20 protein-coding genes are annotated in these 19,020 nt (G+C 35.6%); 5 read left to right on the top strand and 15 right to left on the bottom strand.

The window, feature by feature from the left end; translation table 11 throughout:
• Nucleotides 1-52: 52 nt before the first annotated feature.
• Together DL897_RS10080 and DL897_RS10075 are read right to left on the bottom strand one after the other, a co-directional pair.
• The gene (locus DL897_RS10080) at nucleotides 53-823 is read right to left on the bottom strand and encodes an SDR family NAD(P)-dependent oxidoreductase (protein ID WP_168188753.1); all 771 of its coding nucleotides are present in this window, start codon (nucleotides 821-823) and stop codon (nucleotides 53-55) included.
• 282 nt (nucleotides 824-1,105) lie between these two features.
• On the bottom strand, nucleotides 1,106-1,882 hold the full coding sequence (locus DL897_RS10075; RefSeq protein ID WP_113659032.1) for an SDR family NAD(P)-dependent oxidoreductase: 777 nt from the start codon (nucleotides 1,880-1,882) through the stop codon (nucleotides 1,106-1,108).
• A gap of 176 nt (nucleotides 1,883-2,058) precedes the next feature.
• On the opposite strand from DL897_RS10075, the gene DL897_RS18950 reads away from it, so the two are divergent.
• The gene (locus tag DL897_RS18950; protein ID WP_338067090.1) at nucleotides 2,059-2,247 is read left to right on the top strand and encodes a GNAT family N-acetyltransferase; all 189 of its coding nucleotides are present in this window, start codon (nucleotides 2,059-2,061) and stop codon (nucleotides 2,245-2,247) included.
• Nucleotides 2,248-2,346: 99 nt separating this feature from the next.
• On the opposite strand, the gene DL897_RS10065 is transcribed toward DL897_RS18950, so the two are convergent.
• The 7 genes from DL897_RS10065 to DL897_RS10035 form a co-directional block, all read right to left on the bottom strand.
• Nucleotides 2,347-2,907, bottom strand: coding sequence for an SPOR domain-containing protein (locus DL897_RS10065; protein WP_168188752.1), 561 nt, complete (start codon nucleotides 2,905-2,907; stop codon nucleotides 2,347-2,349).
• Between the two features lie 157 nt (nucleotides 2,908-3,064).
• The gene (locus tag DL897_RS10060; protein WP_113659279.1) at nucleotides 3,065-4,408 is read right to left on the bottom strand and encodes an MATE family efflux transporter; all 1,344 of its coding nucleotides are present in this window, start codon (nucleotides 4,406-4,408) and stop codon (nucleotides 3,065-3,067) included.
• 370 nt (nucleotides 4,409-4,778) lie between these two features.
• Entirely contained in the window at nucleotides 4,779-5,312 is a 534-nt protein-coding gene (locus tag DL897_RS10055; RefSeq protein WP_113659030.1) for a GNAT family N-acetyltransferase, read from the bottom strand.
• Nucleotides 5,313-5,497: 185 nt separating this feature from the next.
• A complete protein-coding gene (locus DL897_RS10050) occupies nucleotides 5,498-6,568 on the bottom strand; it encodes a WD40/YVTN/BNR-like repeat-containing protein (protein WP_113659029.1) in 1,071 nt (356 codons plus the stop codon).
• 156 nt (nucleotides 6,569-6,724) lie between these two features.
• Complete coding sequence (locus DL897_RS10045; RefSeq protein ID WP_168188751.1) at nucleotides 6,725-7,495, bottom strand: YhfC family intramembrane metalloprotease; 771 nt, start codon at nucleotides 7,493-7,495, stop codon at nucleotides 6,725-6,727.
• A gap of 233 nt (nucleotides 7,496-7,728) precedes the next feature.
• Nucleotides 7,729-8,391, bottom strand: a complete 663-nt coding sequence (locus DL897_RS10040; protein ID WP_113659027.1) for a L,D-transpeptidase family protein — start codon at nucleotides 8,389-8,391, stop codon at nucleotides 7,729-7,731.
• A 145-nt stretch (nucleotides 8,392-8,536) separates the two neighbouring features.
• A complete protein-coding gene (locus DL897_RS10035) occupies nucleotides 8,537-9,661 on the bottom strand; it encodes a HEAT repeat domain-containing protein (RefSeq protein ID WP_113659026.1) in 1,125 nt (374 codons plus the stop codon).
• 207 nt (nucleotides 9,662-9,868) lie between these two features.
• Here DL897_RS10035 and DL897_RS10030 point away from each other — a divergent pair, with 207 nt between their 5' ends.
• Nucleotides 9,869-10,426 (top strand): thioredoxin family protein, encoded by a 558-nt coding sequence (locus DL897_RS10030; RefSeq protein WP_113659025.1) that lies wholly within the window; start codon nucleotides 9,869-9,871, stop codon nucleotides 10,424-10,426.
• A gap of 717 nt (nucleotides 10,427-11,143) precedes the next feature.
• On the opposite strand, the gene DL897_RS10025 is transcribed toward DL897_RS10030, so the two are convergent.
• The 5 genes from DL897_RS10025 to DL897_RS10005 all read right to left on the bottom strand — a co-directional run bounded on the left by DL897_RS10025 (nucleotide 11,144) and on the right by DL897_RS10005 (nucleotide 14,669).
• Nucleotides 11,144-11,671, bottom strand: coding sequence for a superoxide dismutase family protein (locus tag DL897_RS10025; RefSeq protein ID WP_240627363.1), 528 nt, complete (start codon nucleotides 11,669-11,671; stop codon nucleotides 11,144-11,146).
• A 290-nt stretch (nucleotides 11,672-11,961) separates the two neighbouring features.
• On the bottom strand, nucleotides 11,962-12,675 hold the full coding sequence (locus DL897_RS10020; protein ID WP_113659024.1) for an alanyl-tRNA editing protein: 714 nt from the start codon (nucleotides 12,673-12,675) through the stop codon (nucleotides 11,962-11,964).
• An 81-nt stretch (nucleotides 12,676-12,756) separates the two neighbouring features.
• A complete protein-coding gene (locus tag DL897_RS10015) occupies nucleotides 12,757-13,068 on the bottom strand; it encodes an AzlD domain-containing protein (RefSeq protein WP_113659023.1) in 312 nt (103 codons plus the stop codon).
• Entirely contained in the window at nucleotides 13,059-13,784 is a 726-nt protein-coding gene (locus DL897_RS10010) for an AzlC family ABC transporter permease (protein WP_113659022.1), read from the bottom strand. The genes DL897_RS10015 and DL897_RS10010 overlap by 10 nt, the downstream gene beginning before the upstream one ends.
• 72 nt (nucleotides 13,785-13,856) lie before the next feature.
• The gene (locus DL897_RS10005; RefSeq protein WP_113659021.1) at nucleotides 13,857-14,669 is read right to left on the bottom strand and encodes a TrmB family transcriptional regulator; all 813 of its coding nucleotides are present in this window, start codon (nucleotides 14,667-14,669) and stop codon (nucleotides 13,857-13,859) included.
• Between the two features lie 217 nt (nucleotides 14,670-14,886).
• Here DL897_RS10005 and DL897_RS10000 point away from each other — a divergent pair, with 217 nt between their 5' ends.
• Nucleotides 14,887-15,540: a GDSL-type esterase/lipase family protein gene (locus DL897_RS10000; RefSeq protein WP_113659020.1), complete on the top strand. Its 654-nt coding sequence runs from the start codon at nucleotides 14,887-14,889 to the stop codon at nucleotides 15,538-15,540.
• Between the two features lie 286 nt (nucleotides 15,541-15,826).
• Here the strand turns inward: DL897_RS10000 and DL897_RS09995 are convergent, their stop codons facing one another.
• Complete coding sequence (locus tag DL897_RS09995) at nucleotides 15,827-17,206, bottom strand: sigma-54 interaction domain-containing protein (protein WP_113659019.1); 1,380 nt, start codon at nucleotides 17,204-17,206, stop codon at nucleotides 15,827-15,829.
• Nucleotides 17,207-17,385: 179 nt separating this feature from the next.
• On the opposite strand from DL897_RS09995, the gene DL897_RS09990 reads away from it, so the two are divergent.
• Nucleotides 17,386-18,306: a proline dehydrogenase family protein gene (locus DL897_RS09990; RefSeq protein WP_113659018.1), complete on the top strand. Its 921-nt coding sequence runs from the start codon at nucleotides 17,386-17,388 to the stop codon at nucleotides 18,304-18,306.
• Nucleotides 18,307-18,611: 305 nt separating this feature from the next.
• Nucleotides 18,612-19,004 carry an ArsR/SmtB family transcription factor gene (locus DL897_RS09985; protein ID WP_113659017.1) on the top strand — a complete coding sequence of 131 codons (393 nt, stop codon included), beginning with the start codon at nucleotides 18,612-18,614 and terminating at the stop codon, nucleotides 19,002-19,004.
• The last annotated feature ends 16 nt before the right edge of the window (nucleotides 19,005-19,020 follow it).

The raw sequence follows: 19,020 nt of genomic DNA, 5'->3' as shown, positions 1-19,020 counted from the left end.
AGAGGGAAGCCTTCTCTCTTTATTTTGCTTTTAATTATTTCTCACTCCTTGATCATCTGACTGATAACCCTCCATCTAGTAGAAAATAGGTACCTGTTATGTATTTTGCACGATTGGATGAAAGAAATAACATTAGTTCTGCTAAATCTTCGGTACTACCATAATGTTTAAAAGGAATCATTTGTGTAAATAATTCGCGGACAACTTGAGGATTTTCAGGGACAATTCCTTCTTCAATGGATTGCATCATACGCGAATCAATCGGACCAGGACAAACACTGTTTACACGAATATTATAATCTGCACACTCTAATGATGTAGCTCTTGTCATTCCAATAATCGCATGTTTTGACATGACATATGAGGTAAGACATGGGGCTCCTTGAACTCCCATAATTGAAGAAGTATTAATAATTACACCATAATTTTGTTCCTGCATCACAGGAATGACATACTTAAGTCCGAGAAAAGCTCCTCGAACATTCACTCGATATACCTCATCAAAATCTTCAACAGTAAGGTTGGAAATCTTCGCTACTTTCCCTTCGATCCCAGCATGATTAATAAATATATCTATTTTACCAAAATGATCTAAGGTTTCTTGTACATATTTAACTACCTGCTTCTCATTTCTAACATCTGCATGAATCCAGATCGAGCTTGTTTTATCTAAATTCAACTCATTTACTAATTCTTCTAGCCCTTCCCGATTAATATCTACAAGTGCAAGTAGGGCTCCTTCTTTTAAAAACTTTTCTGTAATTACCCTTCCTGTAACTCCAGCAGCTCCGGTGATTAAAACTACCCGGTTTCTAAATTCCATTTTTAAACCCCTTTCATTTTTTAAGTTTATATTTTTAATTTCTATTTCAACTTGTAGCATAATTCGATCCAAAACTTAGATTATTCCTAGACGAAGCTGCGAGTCGTTTATATGTTGGATCAACTTTTCCCCAAAGAGACAAGAGTTATCTCAAGAGTATAGCTTTAAGGAACTCGATGGACCGATTAAGGCCACGGGAGCAAGTGGGGAAGCGATGAGCGGCTAATTTAGAAGGCAACTCTTCGATTTATTATACTGAACGTATCTTAGAGGTAAGATCGATTACAAAGAGGTAGCAGACATTCCCCCATCAATGGCATAATGATTCCCTGTTATATAGCTTGCTTCATCTGATGCTAAGAAATAGACCAAATTAGCTACTTCATCTACTTCTCCATATCGTTTCATTGGGATTGATTGTATCAATTTTTCTTTAACAAATTCTCCCTTCCCTGGTGCTACTCCATCTTCAATCGATCTCATCATACGTGTATGAATCGGAGATGGACAGATCGCATTTACACGAATGCCAAAATCTGCACTCTCCAAAGCTGCAGTTTTTGTTAACCCGATTACTGCATGTTTAGAGGCAGTATATGCTGCAAGTCCAGTACTACCAAACTTTCCAGCTATTGATGCTGTATTAATTACTACACCTGATCCTTGCTCTTTCATCACTCTCAACACATGTTTTAGACCTAAAAATACACCACGAATATTGACTTGATAAACTTGGTCCAATACTTCAATATCCAAATCTGTAATCGGTCCCACTTTTCCTTCAATGCCAGCATTGTTAAAAAACACATCTATCTGCCCAAAGTAACGAACTACCTCTTGTGTATAGTTAACCACATCTTCCTCTTTAGAACAGTCAGCAGCAATAGTGAGTACTTGATCTTCCTCTAATTTAAGCTCCCTCACCACTTCTTCTAATGCCGATTTATTTACATCAACCAAAGCTAATTTAGCTTTACTATTCATAAATTTCCGAGCAGTTGCTCTACCAATTTCTCCAGCGGCACCAGTGATTAAAACAACCTTTTCTTCAAAGCTCATCCTAAATACCTCCAATATATCAATTTAACAAAATAATAACATGTATTATTATATTATATATTATTTCATAAAAAAATAATTTAATAATTTATTTAGTCTCCAATTATAATCAATTGATCAATTAGCTAAAGAACCATTACATGGGCAAGCTTTAGCCGGAAAATTAAAACAAATTCCTGCTAAAAGAAATCCAAATTTTTCGGATTGATGAATCCTATCGTAAAAAAGGATTAGGTTCCAAGCTACTCCATCACATGGAGCAAACTGCAAAAAAATGGGAACACATTTGGTCCACTCAGACACATTTGATTTTCAAGCAAAAGATTTTTATATCAAAAATGGATATCAGGTCTTTGGAGTACTAGAGGATTGCCCAGTCGGTCATCAACGTTATTATTTAAAGAAGATACTTTAACACAAACATAAAATATGGGGTCATTCTTTGAATAACCCCAATCTATTATTTATTTGGCAACAATAAAAGATCCATTGATTTTCGCTCTCTTTAGTTTATTTACAAAGCTTACTGCTGCTTTGGGATCTGTATAATCCTTGAGGTGAACTCGATACCACTTCTTCCCTTTGACAAATGCAATTTCAATTGAGGATAAATAGCCTTTCGCTGCTAGTTTCTTCTGTTGGCGAATCGCATAAGATTTATATATATAAGAGCCAGCATAAACACTATAGATCTTCCCAATCTTTTGATGCATGATAAAACCATCATGGAATCCAGCTTTTTTCATCCTACTAACCATCGCTTTGGCATTTGCATGGTATTGAAATGCCCCCACTTGTACTCGATACCAGGTAACCCCTTTAATCTTGACTGTTTTGATAAATGAGTTCACATTTTTTTTAGCTAATGCTTCTTGTCTATTTAATGCATTTTCTTTACTTTTAAAAGAACCTACATAAACATAGTAAAGAGATTTTGATTCTTTTGCATTAGCTACTGGCTGAAATCCTGATATAAATAGCAATACAAAAAAGGACAAAAATGCTACCATTCGGTTTAGTTTCACTTCCATCACCCCTATTTATCATATTATTATGAAATATTCATATATTTCATAATAATATGATAGCATATTTCAGATCAATATTGAATCATTCATTTTAAAAAAGCAAGGAGAAACATATCATATTTCCCCTTGCTTTTTTCAACATTGAACTCTATTTTTATGATGGTTGTTTCTCTGGCTTCTCAAAAAAGCGAGTATGTTTCTTATTTTTCCAGAAGAAATGATAGTACACATATAATGCAATGAGTGAAGTAATAAAAGACAGCGGATATGCAAGCCAAACTCCATGCAAGCCAATGGTATGTGAAAGAATGTATGCAGAAGGCATCTCAACTAGAATTACAGATAAAGTTGTTAAAGCGGTTGGCCATAGTACGGTCCCACTCGACCGCATGAGTCCTGATAAAATAATGCTATGTCCCAGAATAATAAAAGACCACAATGTAATATATAAAGATGTTTGGGCTGTTGCTAACGTAGTTGGATCAGTCAAAAATAAAGATAAAATAGGCTTACTAAACAAATAGGCCAGTCCCGTCAATGTAAGTCCAATGATGTAGTTAAGAGCTATTGCGTTCTTTAGTAGTTCGTTAAGACGTTGCTGCTTGTTAGCTCCAATTAGTTGCGCGCCAAAAATACCCACAGCAATACTTAAGCTCATGGCCGGAATATGTATATAATTAATTACTTGGTTAATGGCACCATATGCTGCCGTTGCCTGCTCACCAAAACGATTAATAAATGTAACAATAGCTATTTCGGAAAATGAAATAAAAATCATCTGAACACTAGTCGGGAGTCCAATTTTTACCATCAGACGAAGAATAGCAGGATCTAAACGTAGCTTTTTGATCGTCTCATTATCGAGCGCCAATGGATGTCGGATTTTTCGCAAGTAGACAATAAGAATGATCAGTGAAATAAGGTTAGCTATAATGGTTGCTAAAGCAGAGCCCTCTACTCCCATCGCCGGGATACCAAACCAACCAAATAAAACAGCTGGGGTAAGAATAATCGTTAAAATAGTACTAATTAACAGGAAGTAAAAAGGAGTTTTAGAATCACCTGTACCTCTTAAAAAAGTCGTATAGATCACATATAGAAACATAATCGGTAGACCTGTAAACAAAATGTGCATAAACCGCGCAGACTCCGCAGCAATCACCCTTGGAATGCCAATTAAGGTAAGAAGTTGATCAGCAAACAAATTTCCTAGAATCGCCGATAAAATCCCTAATATCAATGCAAAAGTGAGTGAAGTTCCAACTGTAGATTTCATTCGCTCAATATTTTTACTACCAAATGCTTGACCGATGAGAACAGAACTTGCACTTCCTAAGCCAATGATAAAAGAAATTAAGAAAAAAGTAATGGGAAAGACCGCGCTGGCTGCTGCAAGTGCATTTTCCCCTAAGTTTTTTCCAATGATTACAGAACTAACTGTTCCACCAAGGGATTGTAATAAATTGCTAAATACCAAAGGAATAAAGAAAATAATCATTGATTGCCACAGTGGTTTAGAAAAGTCAATGTTTTTTTTCTTATCTGTCTTAACTACACTACTTCCTTGTTCCTTATTAATCAACTCATCTTGGTTTAGTGTAGACAATATAACCCCTACCTTTCCTTCTCATATTATATTTATCATCCCTCTTTTCATCCGTTTTTATCTGAGATCTAATCACCTCCTACCTAGCGATATAAAAACTTTTCATACTTGTTTATTGTAAAAGTTTATTAACGAAATTTCTATTACTTATTTACAATTAGATTTTATTTATTTACATGAATTCTTCCATCAATAAAAAAGATAACCTATGGCGGTTATCCAGCTTTCACCAGTAGACTACTAACCTCTTCTCACTCATGGTCTAATTTGACATCTCAGGTGTTATGGCGTAGATTAGATGATCCTCCCACTTACCATTGATTTTTAAATAATATTTAGAATAACCTTCTTTTCGAAATCCTACTTTTTCAATGACACGAAGAGATGCTACATTATGTGGCATTATCGCAGCTTGAACACGATGTAGATTTACTTCATAAAAAGCAAAATGAATGGCTTGTTGGACTGCTTTGGTCATATACCCTTTACCATTCATCTGTTGATCCAAAAAATATCCAATCGTACAATTTTGCCATGCTCCTCGTACTACATTACTTAAATTCACGCGTCCAATTAATTGATGAGTGGGTTGTAAAAACACACCGAAACCATATCCTAAATCCTGATCCCAATTTCTAGCCACAGAATGGATCACTTTCTGCTGCTCTTCCAAAGTATAATGTGAATCGGGAGTTATTGGTTCATAGGCTTTTAAAAACTGACGATTTCTTAACCGTAGCTCTAAAAGAGGCAATGCATCTTCTATTTGTAATTTGCGTATGTATATGTCTCCCATATATCCTCCTAATGACTTCTCTCATCTTTGTAATTCAAAAGAGAGCCATGGTATAGGCTCTCAGCTTGTTAACAAAATGGGCATATTCGTTTTTTCTTTTTCATTTTACCCTCGATTCACAACAAAGCAAACCAAAGTCGTTCAACTGAAAAAGCCTGAATCATTTAGGTCACTTTATTAAACGATCAATATTCTAGTACAAGTAGAGCGCGGGCCCTTTGCTCTAAATATAATTCATCCCAAGGAAAATCAAATCGTTCCCAAGTAACACCTTTGTCATCTGACACAAAAAGCCCATGATTATTTAAAGCATAAAATTGATGTGCTTTTTGTGGATGAGCAGCCAGCATGGAAATGGTAGTCCCTTCACTTGCTGGCAGACCAGTCCGAACTTCTTGCCACGGCTGGTCGCCTTCTTTACGATAGATCGTCGAGATTCCCAACTTAGCATGATGCGCATAATAAGGGCTTTTGGCTGCTGACACGATCATGATATTGGGATCTCTTACATCAACAGCTAAGCTATATAAATAGTGGTGCTCAAGCCCATCACTATTAGGTTGCCATGTTTCCCCAAAATCCTTACTCTCAAGAAATCCTCTTCCAGGTTGAAAATATCCATCTCCACAGGCTGCATAAAGACGGTCCGGTATAGTTGGATGCATTAATAGAGTGTGAACATCTAATGGTCCTCCGAACTTCTTATCCTCCCAATTCTCGCCACCATCAAAACTCCGAATCACCGCACCAAATTCAATAGAGACCGACAACCGATTTTCGTGATGAAAATCAGGTGTAATCCAACGAACATGGCTGGTATGAGGCCGAGGTGGAAAGCTCCAAGTTGAAGCTGAAGGTAGAGCTCTAACCGACTTAAACTCCTTCCAAGTTTCTCCTCCATCTTCAGAGTAAAAGACAGCACTTGGCTCCGTTCCTACATAAACAACACCATAGTTTCCAATCCGTTTCGTTGGACTCACAGCAATCGCTGTTATACTTGCATGGAGAATTCCTGACTCGTCCAACGAATCGGTATAGAGGCAGGGATCACCGATCGCCTCCCAAGTTTGCCCAGCATCATCGCTTTTCCACAATCCCCTGTTAAATGTTCCACAATACAATCGTTGTGAACAAAATGGATCAACAGCAATACAAGTAACTTGCATCCCTTGTAGCTCTTTTTGTACCTTGAGTTGGGACCCAACCTGATCAACGACCAACAACTCTTTTTCCATTCCAATGAAAAATCGAGTCACCCAGACCGTCCTTTCATTTTTGGATTAAATAGATATACTAACTACTTACCCTTCTATCAAAAAAATAAGTATTGGATTTTTGATTGTTTTGTGAACCATTTTTAGAGAAAAAACTATCTCCTTATAATGGAATAGAGGCTTGCCGATTCAAAAAGATCATTTGATAAACCATGTTTTCGATTTACGAATAACAGTGATTGATATAACAGCCCACACTAAAATAAATCCTTCAGCTATCCATAGTGGAATAAGTCCTGTTTGATAGAAACCAACAGGTAAATCGATTAAGGCATGGAACAATATAGCACCAACTAAGTAAATCCATTTCTGTTGTTTTACTCCATATAAAACAATTAGGGATAAAGCGATTTGAATGAAAACAGCCCCAATCCGTTCTACTGCTGCTACAAAATAAATATAAAAAGGTGTTTCCAATAAAGTCTTTTTTAATACTCCCATATCTGGTTGATTTCCTACCATCTGGTCAAAAGTGCCTGCGTTAATACTTAATGCAAGACTAATTGCTGTGATAATTGATATTCCCCCAAGAACAACGGCCTCAATTCCCCCATGCCCGATTCCGTAGGAAATACCATCTTTACGCTCACGGTATTTCGATAAAAGAATCGTAAAGCTAATATATCTTCCGATTTCTTCAAAAATCCCTGCTGCCAAAGCACCATATAAAGCTAAAATAATTGGATGGCTTTTAAAGAAGTTTGCCGTTGAGGTGTTCCCTTGTAATAAATAGGAATGCATCATTTTTTCTAAAAAGAGCACAAACACAACAAAAGTAAGAGCACCTATCATTATGGACTTCCAAGAAATTCCCTGTTTTCTATGAAAATAAAGCAATAAAAAAATCGGAAAACCGACTGATAAAATAAACTGAATGACCATTCCGGCAATGGATAATGAGCTAATCATCTGAACGTTTCCTCTCATTTTAAAATGTAATAAAATAATATTTATATAGTATCTATATGATATCATATGTATATAATTAGGACAATATTTAAATAATTGATATTCCTATTTATCAACATAAAACAATGGTCATCTTTTTTTATGCTAAAAAAGCCATCTCCTTATTCAAAAGGCAATGGCTTATAACCATACACACGTTTTTTAAATTTACATATCTTCTAATCGTCATCTTTTCACTCCACAATTCCTAAATGGATGTACTCATCTTGTTGAAGCTGCCCAGTTACCAAAAGCTGCTCAGCCTTTTGATATTTCTTAATGGCATCTTCTAAGTTCAATCCAAAAATACCATCAATATTTCCAGAATAAAGTCCAGCTGCTTGAAGTCTATTCTGTACTAACATTACTAAGGTTCCACGATCTCCACGAACTAGTTTTTTCAACTGCCATTCATCATGTCCTAAGATAGGTCCTTCAATATAAACAATCGTTCCTACTGGAACTTTACTATAAAGTTGCTTGATATCTGTATTCAACATCCTTACACAACCATGGCTTACATCTCTCCCAACCGACATGGGGCGATTGGTTCCATGAATTCCATATTTTCCCCAAGGTACATTTAAACCTAACCAGTGTGTACCAAATCCTCCTCCCCACCCTTTCGATTTCTCAATAATTTTCCATTTGCCAATAGGTGTTGGTGTTTGTTCCTTTCCGACCCCTACCAAATAGCTGTCCAATATAGAATTATTTTGCATGACATTAAGACGCCGCTTCCATAAATCTACTTTAATCCATATAGGAGATGAATTCGCTTTCGCTTCATCAACTGGAAAGCAGCAATTTACAATGATTATTAGGAAGGAAATGAACCAAAATTTCCTCTTACTCATGACCATTCACACCTTCATTTCTTCTCTCTATATAATCTTTCTTATTTGATAAATTAAATTCGTCCTTTGCTCACATAAGCGACATAAAAAATCAGACCTCTTTTTTATCGAGATCTGATTGATCATTACAATAATTGTAGAATCGCTATTTTCCTTTGATAAATCGACAAAAATTTTGATAATCACTAGGTAGTCGAAAGTCTCTCAATACTTCTGCCATATTGACACTAAACTTCCAAGCTACCTCATTTTCGGCAATACATCGCAACGTCTCTTGTTGCTCTTCTGTTAACATATGAAAATGAGTTCCGGTAGGAATACACTGCTTATGAAAAGTTATCATTAATATGGTTCGAGATAGTTCGATTGCTGCTAAGGCATTTTGAGTTTTACGGAATGCTTCTAAAAGAAGGGGGAGTGATTGAGTGGCCAGCTCTTTGGTTAAGCAACACAATAACCAACTAATATCATGGATAATATCAATTGAAGCAAACAGTAGATTATCATACGCACAAACACGATCCGGGTCTTTAATCGCATCAATTAATACACGAATAGTTTGATTAGAAACATTTCCGGACTGAATATGGACTAATGCAATTGCTGCTGCTAATTGAATTAATGGTTCATGATTTTGATTAACACAATGATTTAAGAACTCAACCGTTTGTTTATGTTTATCCCGCTGTATACCAAGTGCTATAATTAGATTAGTACGAATGAGAGAACAAGTCTCATGTAACATTCTATTGCGCAATTTGGTTCGTATCTCCGCATCCAGCCATTTTACAGATGCAAGTGTATAAATAGCTGCTTCTCTAACTGAGAAATCTGAATCATCAAGCAGCTGATAATATATGGGGACTCCTTGATAAACAGCCTCTTTTGCTTTTTTCGACCACTCTATCTCTTGTTCTAGTTCTTGATGAGCTTCTTCAGTTAGAACTATTTTATTCTTAATAGGAGGATACTGATAAACAGCTTTATAAGAAGTTCCATTCGAAATACCTGCAAGTAGCTCTAAAATATTTTCTCGATTTAATGTATTGTTGTCTTTTAATAGTTCAATTAAGAAAGGAACAGTATAAGACGTCGCTTCAAAAATGTATTTGTCTCTATATAAAATATAATTTGATAGTTTACCAAAAAAGGCCCACCAAATCTTTTCATCTTTTGATGTTAATTTATATATTTGTTGTGGAATATCCTTCGCAGAGCCATAAGCATGTGTCAAATTTCCCCAATTAACATCACTTATATTTTCTAGCATTTATCAACCCTCCAAAAATTATGGTTGTTTTTTTATTATAACTGAATTTATTTGAAGTTTGTGAGTTTAGTATACAGTTTCAACCAATTAATATGTTATAATATAAAAGGGATTTTTATCGTTTGAATAATTCTTTTCAAAATTTTCAGCTTAGTATTACTTAATTTAAAGATAAACATCTTATAACCACGAAAGGGGTTAGTTATAATGGCATTGACTGAATCCAATATGTTTCCACTCGGAACAACAGCTCCTTCTTTTAACTTACCTGATGTAGTCTCTGGTAGAACGGTTTCACTTCAAGAACTTCGATCAAATATTGCAACTGTTCTGATGTTTATATGTAATCACTGTCCATATGTCAAGCATGTACAGAACCAACTGGTACTACTAGCCAACGACTATTTACCTAAAGGAGTTTCATTCATAGCTATTAATGCCAATGATGCAGAAAAGTATCCAGACGATTCACCAGAAAAAATGAAAGAGATAGCACAACAGCTTGGTTATCCATTCCCTTATCTATTTGATGAAACTCAAGAAGTGGCGAAAGCATATCAAGCAGCATGTACTCCTGACTTTTATATTTTTGATAAAGAAATGAAATGCGTTTATCGTGGTCAACTTGACGACTCTCGACCTGGTAATGATTTGCCAGTAACAGGTGAGACCATTCGCTTAGCTCTCGATAGTTTGCTACAAAATGCCCCAGTAACTGTGAAACAAAAGCCCAGCATCGGATGTAACATTAAATGGAGAGATTAAAAGACCGTGTGGTTTATTCCACGGTCTTTTTTTATATGATGTGTTTAGTCTAAAAGTCTTTATCACTTTGTGCATTTTTTCATGAAGTAAGTCATATATTTGACTAAGGACTAGGTAAATAATCTCTTTAACACCATATAGATACTGCATCACTTCACATTAATGAAGAATCTCTGACTATCCTGTCCTAATTTACTTAAAAAGTTTTATTCTCTCTAGCCTATGGTTACTAACTATTGGACTTATTATTATACATCTTTTCACACTAGATTCACAAAGTACATGAAGGTGTTAATAGTGATTAAAGTAATTGATTTATATAGTTGAAAAAAATACTTTTATCAGTTGGTAAAGCCTACTTAAGTAGCGATTTCTTTTTCCTTTTTACTCCTATTTACTTCATCTATTTTTAATAACAATCTTGGCTATCACCCTATTCAATTATAAATGTCCCTTTTGTTTGTTGAATCATTTCCCGAAATCCTATCAACTCTAAACCTACCGACCTTAAATTTCTACAAGCTCCTATTTATTTAACATGATTTACTATGATCTTCAAAAATATAGCTATAGTTTCTTTCTTCATTCAAGCAAATAAACCTTCCTATTTATAAAAAAAGGAAGGTTTATTTATGAAATAGATGTCTTAAAACTACATTGTTGACATGACATTCTTGTATAGCCGTTTTTTAACAATCCACTAATTGTATTGATATCCTATTTTGCTTTAATCACGCCACATGCAATTCGACTACCAGAATCACCAGCAGGGTCTGTTTTATAATCATCTGCTTTTTCATGAATAACTAGAGCTGTCCCTTGATCTTTTAATAAAGATTGAGCTTTCCCTTTTTCCAATGTGACACCAGTTATTACTTGTGACTTTGTCACTTTACCTTGTGAATCGACCACAAGATTTTCTAAATCCCCAGCATGTGCACCTTGCGAACTATGTTTACCATGCTTTTTATCCGTAGGATTAAAGTGTCCACCAGCTGATTTAAAATGAGGTACTTCACATTTACCAATCTCATGTATATGAAATCCATGTGATCCTGGTGGAAGCTGTTCGGCAGCTATTCTCAATTCAACCCCTTCACTTACCTGCTTTAACTCGATTGTACCAACCTTCTTTCCTTGCGTATTGACTAATTCGGCCAAAGCTGTTGTTGCGGAAGTACTACTACAAGCTGACATTCCCCAACATAGTGCTATTGCTAGACTCATTGTTAAAAACTTTTTCACTTTGATCCCTCCTATCATACAATTTTCATATTATACAAAATGTTTCATATGTCAATCATTTCGTATAAGCCAATCTAGTATATATCTAACTAATAGCCAAAAGATTAAATCTACATAAAAAGTGATTCGAATGTTTACCCGAATCACTTTCCTACGCTTCTTTTTACTATTAAATCACCAACTTATCGCTTCCTTATCCCAGCCAATTATTAATCAAAAGTTGATCCTACGCCAAAGCGCTTCTCCCCAATCTAAAAACTATGTTCTTAATTAAATGATGTAACTTACTCTTATAAAACAGCCCGCACTTCAAAACGCTTATTATTTTTACCTTTACTTTTAATCCGATCAATACATAATGTTCCAATTTCAGAAGTTCTTTGAACATGAGTTCCTCCACAAGCTTGTTCATCGATCGAATCAATACAGACAATACGAACCCTTTGCACAGAAGGAGGTAAAAGATTAATCGCTGTTTTTATCATTCCTGAAGATTGCTCAGCTTCTTGGCGACTCATCGACTTGATAAAAATCGACTTATCCTCGGAAATGATTTGGTTTACTTCTTGGATGACTTCCTTTACTTGTTCTTCGTCTAGATTATTTATTTCATTAAAATCGATTCGAGCTTTATCTGGATAAATTTGATTTCCAGTACAAAGAGCACCAAACTTCTTATACATCACAGCTCCCAACACATGAAGTAATGAGTGATGTCTCATTAGCCCATATCGACGATCCCAATCAATTTGAACCTTAATTTTTCCTAACTTTAAATTATCAGCGTTTTTAACATAGTGTACGATTTTCCCTTTCTCTCTTTTAACTTTTATCACTTCATAATTTTGGTCATCTTGTATGAATTTTCCTTGATCATGCTCTTGTCCTCCGCCTGTTGGATAAAGCAAAGTTTGGTCTAAATATACCTTTTCACCATCAATTTGTATCACTTCTGCTTCACACTCTCTTAAGTAAGTTTCCTCTAAAAATCGTTCTTTGGTCATCGTTGATCACTCCTTATTTTTCTTTAAACTGTGAATAATACACACAGGCAGTGTCTTCTAATTCCATGGAACTATTTATATTTAGTAAAAATAACGTAAACACATAATCACAAACATCCCCACTACTACTGTCCCTAGCAAACTACGGGTAAAACCAGCTACCCCAAGAGCAATCAACGCAGCAATCCACACTTTAAGATCGAGCGAATTTGCCATAAAAAGCGACTGAGTTATTAAAGCTGCCATGATAGAAATGGGGATAAATTGGAGCCAACGCTGCCCCCATTCAGGTAAAGTTATCCGACTTAATACGAGAAGAGGTAATACTCTAGGCAATAGGGTAACAATCATTCCGCCAATAATAATAATAAAAATATCTGCTCTTATCTCCATTTTTCAATCCACATCCCTATTGTTGCTGCAATAATCGTAGCAATCATGACGCTTGTACTATCCGAGAAAAAATAACTAGCTCCTATCGCTACCACAACAGAGCTTATCGTAACCAAAGTATCAAGAGAAAACTTACGACGGCTTAATATTTGTAAAACGAACAAGCCGATAAACATTGCGGGTAACGCAAAATCTAAACCGAACTTTTCTGGTTGTGGAATCCAATCTCCTAGTATGCCACCAACTACATTAGCTAAACACCAGTTGATATAAGCAGTAAAATTCAGACCAAACATCCAATACTCATTTACTTTCGACTTATTCGATAATTCATTTGAAGCAACAGCAAAACTTTCATCAGTCAATTGTGACCCGATCAATACATTTTTCCAGAAAGGAAGATGTCGGAAATATGAAGATAGGGCTGCACTCATTAAAAGATGTCTTAAATTTACCAAAAAGATTGTAAAAATAATCGCCGATATAGATGCTCCTGCTGTATACATTCCAGCTACTATAAATTGGGCTGATCCAGCATAAAGCAGTAGAGAAATAAGTGTAATTTCTAAGATTGTAAAGCCTGCTGTTTTTTGAACCACTCCTGCTGCAATTCCTATACTAAAATAGCCTAAAACAGTGGGAATACAATCCTTTACCCCTTGTAAAAAGGAGATTTTGGCTCCGATTGCATTCGTTTGCAGATAAACTTTAGACATTTTATTACTCCCCCTCTCTCTTCTATAGGAGTTATCATACTAACTACGCTAAATACTTTCTAAAAAAACGGCTCATGGACTGAACCGCCTTCCTGTCACGATATGAACTAAGTCTGGATCATTTCGCCAAAGCGAATCCAGCTTGTCTGAGCCAAACTCTCTGGTGATAGCTCCGATCATAATATCATGTCGAATATATTCAGTAGCCACTAATACTAATGCAGGATCATGCGTCTTAACCGCCCACGAAGTAGCATTCTCCAAGAAGTTAGCAATCAGCACTTCTTGACCATCGCAGGTTACAATGGTAAGATTGCCACCTATTCTTTCCTTAACTACATCAGGAGGCATATAGTTATGATGGAAAGTAAAACCAAGCTGTATTTCAGGAGCTCCAAAGAGAATGGAAAAAACAGGAATTCCTTCATGGATACGTTTTTCTACAGCCTCTTTAATCATTGGAATTTGTGGTTCCCAAATGGATAACCATAATTCATTCTTCGCTTTTTCCACCATCTCAATCATTTCTTTGATAATCATCTCATCATTACGAATATGCCAGATTACATCAACTCCTCTTTCACTTTCAAGAGCGTTTAACTTCCTTTCTAAGAATGAAAAAGATTGCTCAATCTGCTTTCGCAAGCGTTGAATTAACTCATTGGCAGGGATAGGTACGTATTTAACAGGATCTGAAGGAACAAGATAAATAGCTCCTTTATCCAAAAGCTTCCCAAGCACTTCATAGATCATAGATCTTGGGACACCTGTCCGTTTACTGATTTCATACCCTGTTACTGGGTGATGTTGGAGCAACCCAACATAGGCTTTACATTCGTATTTTGAAAAACCAAGCTTTTGTAATTCCGCATAAACTTCTTCCAACCTTCCACCTCCTTATAGTTGTTATATTTATAACTACTATAAAGAAAGCAAAATGTATTGTCAATAAAGTGTTCAATCGTTTTAACTTTTTAATCCTGCTTTTTATATTCATGGATCATATTGGTAACAAAAAAAACCTATATAGAGGAGATAGATTACTCATTTAGGGCAAACTAAAACCACTGATTATTTAGCGGAACAGGAGTGGAAAGGAAGCATGACAAAGGAGCACACCGCATCTGTTTCTTATTTAGCATTTGGGGACTCCTTAACTCAGGGAGTCGGAGCTGCGAGTCCAAATCAACACTGGGTATCTCAATATTTTAATCACCTACGCATTTCAGATCATTGTACTTATCGGAACTTTGGTATATCGGGAATGACATCGACTGAGCTTTTTACCTTACTTAATATTCCTAGCCTATCTCGTTTAATCCCCCAATCTACCCATATTTCTATAACAACAGGTGGTTGTGATTTTATTCATTTATATGAAAGCGGATCATTATCACTAAAAAATTTATTTCAAACCATTCGTAAAGTACAAACACAAGTCGAACAAATTCTTAATATTATTCGTACACAAGCTCCGAATGCTGTCGTTCATTTACTTGGCTTTTATGTTCCTATCCCCGCTTATAAATTGGGTGAAAAACAAGCTTCTTGGTTTGTACAAACGATGAATAAATGCTACGAACGCATATGTAATAAATACCAGATTTATATGATTAATCCGTTTGATACTTTTTATCATCGATTTGACTATTTTTGTGACGAAGTTCATCCCAATCAATCCGGTTATGATGAAATCGCCAAATTATTTGTCAACTCGATCCAAAAAAATAAGACTCCTTTTGTTATGAAATCATAAGCTGCTAGATATAGCTTCTATAAACAAACATCCCAATCCATTTTCATTGGATTGGGATGTTTATGTTTCATTAGAATGATAAAACTATCAACATTAATGACTATTGTTCCTGCTCTGAATTTCTAGCTGACTTATTAATTTCTCCCCAAGATTTATTGAATGGTTTAATCTTTTCTTGTAATTGTGTACCATCTAATATTTTTTCAACAGTATCAATATATTTAATCTCTGATCCGGTTGTTTTAGTAAAATCACTAATACGAGTAAAACCCTAACATAATCATGGTTATCTAAATTTCAATCCATACTTGCGCATTTTATTATATAAAGTCGCACGAGAAATCCCCAACAGTTTAGCTGCAGCGGTTTTATTCCCATAAGTTGTTTGTATGGCATGTTGAATACGCTGTAATTCATCTGCTTTGCTTTGGACACTCCCAGTCGGTGCTAAGCCATGAGTCATTTGATCTACTTCAATACGTGGAGCTTGAATGGTTGAAGGAAGATGCTCCCGTTTGATCACTTCTCCCTCCATTAGGATCACCAGTCGTTCAATGACATTACGTAGCTCACGAATATTTCCTGGCCATGAATAATTCATAAAGGTAACCAATACCTCTGGATCAAAAATAGGAACAGGCTTTTCATAGTTCACAGCAATATCTTGTGCGAACAACTGAATGAGTTCAGGAATGTCTTCTAAACGACTTCGCAATGGTGGTATCTCGATCGAAACAACATTTAATCGATAAAAAAGATCCTCACGAAATGCACCTTGGCGAATTCGTTCTTCTAACTTTCGATTGGTAGCAGCAATAATGCGAACATCAACTTGAACAGGTTTAGTTCCACCCACTCGATAGAATAATCGCTCCTGTAAAACACGTAATAACTTTACTTGCATATCAAGTGGTAATTCACCCACTTCATCTAGAAAAAGGGTCCCTTTATGAGCAAGTTCGAGTTTCCCAGGTCTTCCCTTTTGATCCGCTCCTGTAAAAGCTCCTCCTTGATAACCAAATAACTCACTCTCAAACAATGCAGCCGGAATCGCACCACAATTGACTGCGATAAAAGGCTCTTTGGAACGTTTACTCGCTCGATGGATCGCATGAGCAAATAATTCCTTTCCCACTCCAGACTCCCCTGAAATGAGTACCGTTGCATTCGTTGGAGCTACACGACGTGCAATTCCGATCACTTGGGAAATAGCAGGACCATGACCTTTTATAGACTGAAAAGGATCATCATTCGGTGCTAACTGGGTTATTTTTTCTTCTAAGTTATGTAATTGTGAGGTTCGAGTGATTAATTCGTTCCCTAGACGAACCAGCTTCGTTACATCTTGTTCTGAAGCGATAGCACCAATTACACTTTCTCCCATTTTTATGGGTACTGCTGTAACTAAAACATGCTTTCCTGGCTTTGGTTCATGGTAAGCTTGGTAAATTGGGCGCCGCTCGTTTAAAATCTGTGCAATCTTTAATGAGTTCCAATCAAACTGAGTAATATTTTGCCCAACGATATCTGCAGCTGGGATATCATAAAGCTTTTCAGCTGTTTGATTCCAATAAATCACTGTACCTTCCATATCTACAATCGTAATGGCTTCATTAACAATATCTAATAATACCTGTAAGATCGTCTCAGCTTGATAATGATTCATAACCCTAGCTCCTCTTTTAAACAGATCTGTTCATTTATACATTTTTGTTCATTTTTTTATACAAAATTGTATAAAAGTAATTCTAAAATGTAAACGATTGCAGCTAAAAAAATTGGCATGGATCTTGCATATTTACTTGAGTAAATAAAATTTCTTTATAAATGGAAGGGTGAATGGTCATGGAACAATTAATGCGTAATACACTATTGTTTTTGTCAAAAAATCGCTTAGCCAACCAAGCTGCCAAAAAATGGGGGTTGCGTTTTGGAGCTAGTCGTTTTGTTGCTGGTGAAACCATCGATGAAGCCATTAAGGTTGTTCACAATCTAAATAAGAATGGTATTGTAGCTACTCTTGACCATCTAGGGGAATTTGTATTTAATGAAGCAGAAGCCAAAGAGTCCGCTGATTATTGTATTCGCACCTTAGATGCGATTCATCAATCAGGAGTAAACTCCAATCTCTCATTGAAACTAACCCAACTTGGACTGGACATTTCTAAGGATCTATGTATGGAGAACATGCGGCAAATTCTTAATCGTGCTAAGGAATATGGTAACTTTGTACGAATTGACATGGAAGATTACGCTCATAATGAAGTAACCATGGATATTTTTAAAGAATTACGCCGTGAATATGGGGAAACCATCGGTTTAGTTGTTCAAGCTTATCTTTATAAAGTAGAAGAAGATATTGAGGACCTAAATCAATTTAAACCCAATCTACGCCTAGTAAAAGGAGCTTACAAAGAATCTCCTGAAGTCGCTTTTCCTAATAAAGAAGATGTGGATCATAATTTTATTAAGATTATTGAAAAACATCTCCTATATGGAAATTATTCAGCCATTGCTACCCATGATGAAAAGGTTATCGAACATGTGAAAAAGTTTGTCCAAGAACATCAAATTCCACGTACTCAGTTCGAATTTCAAATGTTGTATGGAATTCGTGTACAAATGCAACATGAGCTGGCAAAAGAAGGATATACGATGCGTGTATATATTCCCTATGGTAATGACTGGTACGGATACTTTATGCGTCGCCTAGCAGAGCGTCCTGCAAATGTTGGTTTCGTATTAAAATCGATGTTTAAAAAGTAACTATAGAGTGTAAAAAAACAGGATTTTTTGATTCTCTTACTAAGTATCAACTGCACTTATCCTTAATCTGTTTTCTTCTACTAAATATTTGTTGTATCATACAAACAAAAGTTAGAACATCAGCTAATTTAAAATTTATATAATCATACTCTATTTCTTTTCATTATTATTTTTCGCAAAGCCAATTCTTTCGAATCGAGAGTTGGCTTTTCTACTATCAATAGTAAAATATTCATTTGAATATTGAATCATTGTGATAAGTATGTTATCTTTTAATCAAATCTTTATTTGAGCGGAGAGTGAAAATGTCTACAAATTCAACTTTTAATCAACAAACGGATGTATGTGAAATTTTTTGTTATGACGAGGAAAAAGTACAGCAGCTACGTCAACAGGTTCCAGAAATAACGGGTCTTAGCGTCATGTTTAAGGCACTTGGTGATGAAACACGCCTTAAAATTGTATATGCACTTACCTTAGAAAAAGAGCTATGTGTTTGTGACATCGCTCATATCCTCGGCTCTACTATCGCAACTGCCTCTCACCATCTTCGTTTATTAAAAAATCTGGGTTTAGCAAAAAGTCGTAAAGAAGGTAAACTCGTATTTTATTCCTTAGATGATGATCATGTAAAACAAATAGTCCGAATCGCCACGATTCACTTCCATGAAAAAGAAAATGAGATCATTAAAAAATGACAATGATCAAGAAAAC

The organism is Thermoflavimicrobium daqui (assembly GCF_003313465.1).
GTDB classification, from domain to species: Bacteria; Bacillota; Bacilli; order Thermoactinomycetales; family Thermoactinomycetaceae; genus Thermoflavimicrobium; species Thermoflavimicrobium daqui.
Note: the sequence above shows the minus strand (reverse complement) of the source record. Positions and strands in the feature narration are given on the sequence as shown.

Coding starts and splice junctions, on each gene's coding strand:
- DL897_RS09995 (WP_113659019.1), bottom strand. CDS start 17,206: ATGAATCATTATCAAGCTGAGACGATCTTACAGGTATTATTAGATATT.
- DL897_RS10035 (WP_113659026.1), bottom strand. CDS start 9,661: ATGCTAGAAAATATAAGTGATGTTAATTGGGGAAATTTGACACATGCT.
- DL897_RS09985 (WP_113659017.1), top strand. CDS start 18,612: ATGTCTACAAATTCAACTTTTAATCAACAAACGGATGTATGTGAAATT.
- DL897_RS10040 (WP_113659027.1), bottom strand. CDS start 8,391: ATGAGTAAGAGGAAATTTTGGTTCATTTCCTTCCTAATAATCATTGTA.
- DL897_RS10060 (WP_113659279.1), bottom strand. CDS start 4,408: ATGATTATTTTCTTTATTCCTTTGGTATTTAGCAATTTATTACAATCC.
- DL897_RS10045 (WP_168188751.1), bottom strand. CDS start 7,495: ATGATTAGCTCATTATCCATTGCCGGAATGGTCATTCAGTTTATTTTA.
- DL897_RS09990 (WP_113659018.1), top strand. CDS start 17,386: ATGGAACAATTAATGCGTAATACACTATTGTTTTTGTCAAAAAATCGC.
- DL897_RS10020 (WP_113659024.1), bottom strand. CDS start 12,675: ATGACCAAAGAACGATTTTTAGAGGAAACTTACTTAAGAGAGTGTGAA.
- DL897_RS10010 (WP_113659022.1), bottom strand. CDS start 13,784: ATGTCTAAAGTTTATCTGCAAACGAATGCAATCGGAGCCAAAATCTCC.
- DL897_RS10015 (WP_113659023.1), bottom strand. CDS start 13,068: ATGGAGATAAGAGCAGATATTTTTATTATTATTATTGGCGGAATGATT.
- DL897_RS10000 (WP_113659020.1), top strand. CDS start 14,887: ATGACAAAGGAGCACACCGCATCTGTTTCTTATTTAGCATTTGGGGAC.
- DL897_RS10080 (WP_168188753.1), bottom strand. CDS start 823: ATGGAATTTAGAAACCGGGTAGTTTTAATCACCGGAGCTGCTGGAGTT.
- DL897_RS10030 (WP_113659025.1), top strand. CDS start 9,869: ATGGCATTGACTGAATCCAATATGTTTCCACTCGGAACAACAGCTCCT.
- DL897_RS10055 (WP_113659030.1), bottom strand. CDS start 5,312: ATGGGAGACATATACATACGCAAATTACAAATAGAAGATGCATTGCCT.
- DL897_RS10075 (WP_113659032.1), bottom strand. CDS start 1,882: ATGAGCTTTGAAGAAAAGGTTGTTTTAATCACTGGTGCCGCTGGAGAA.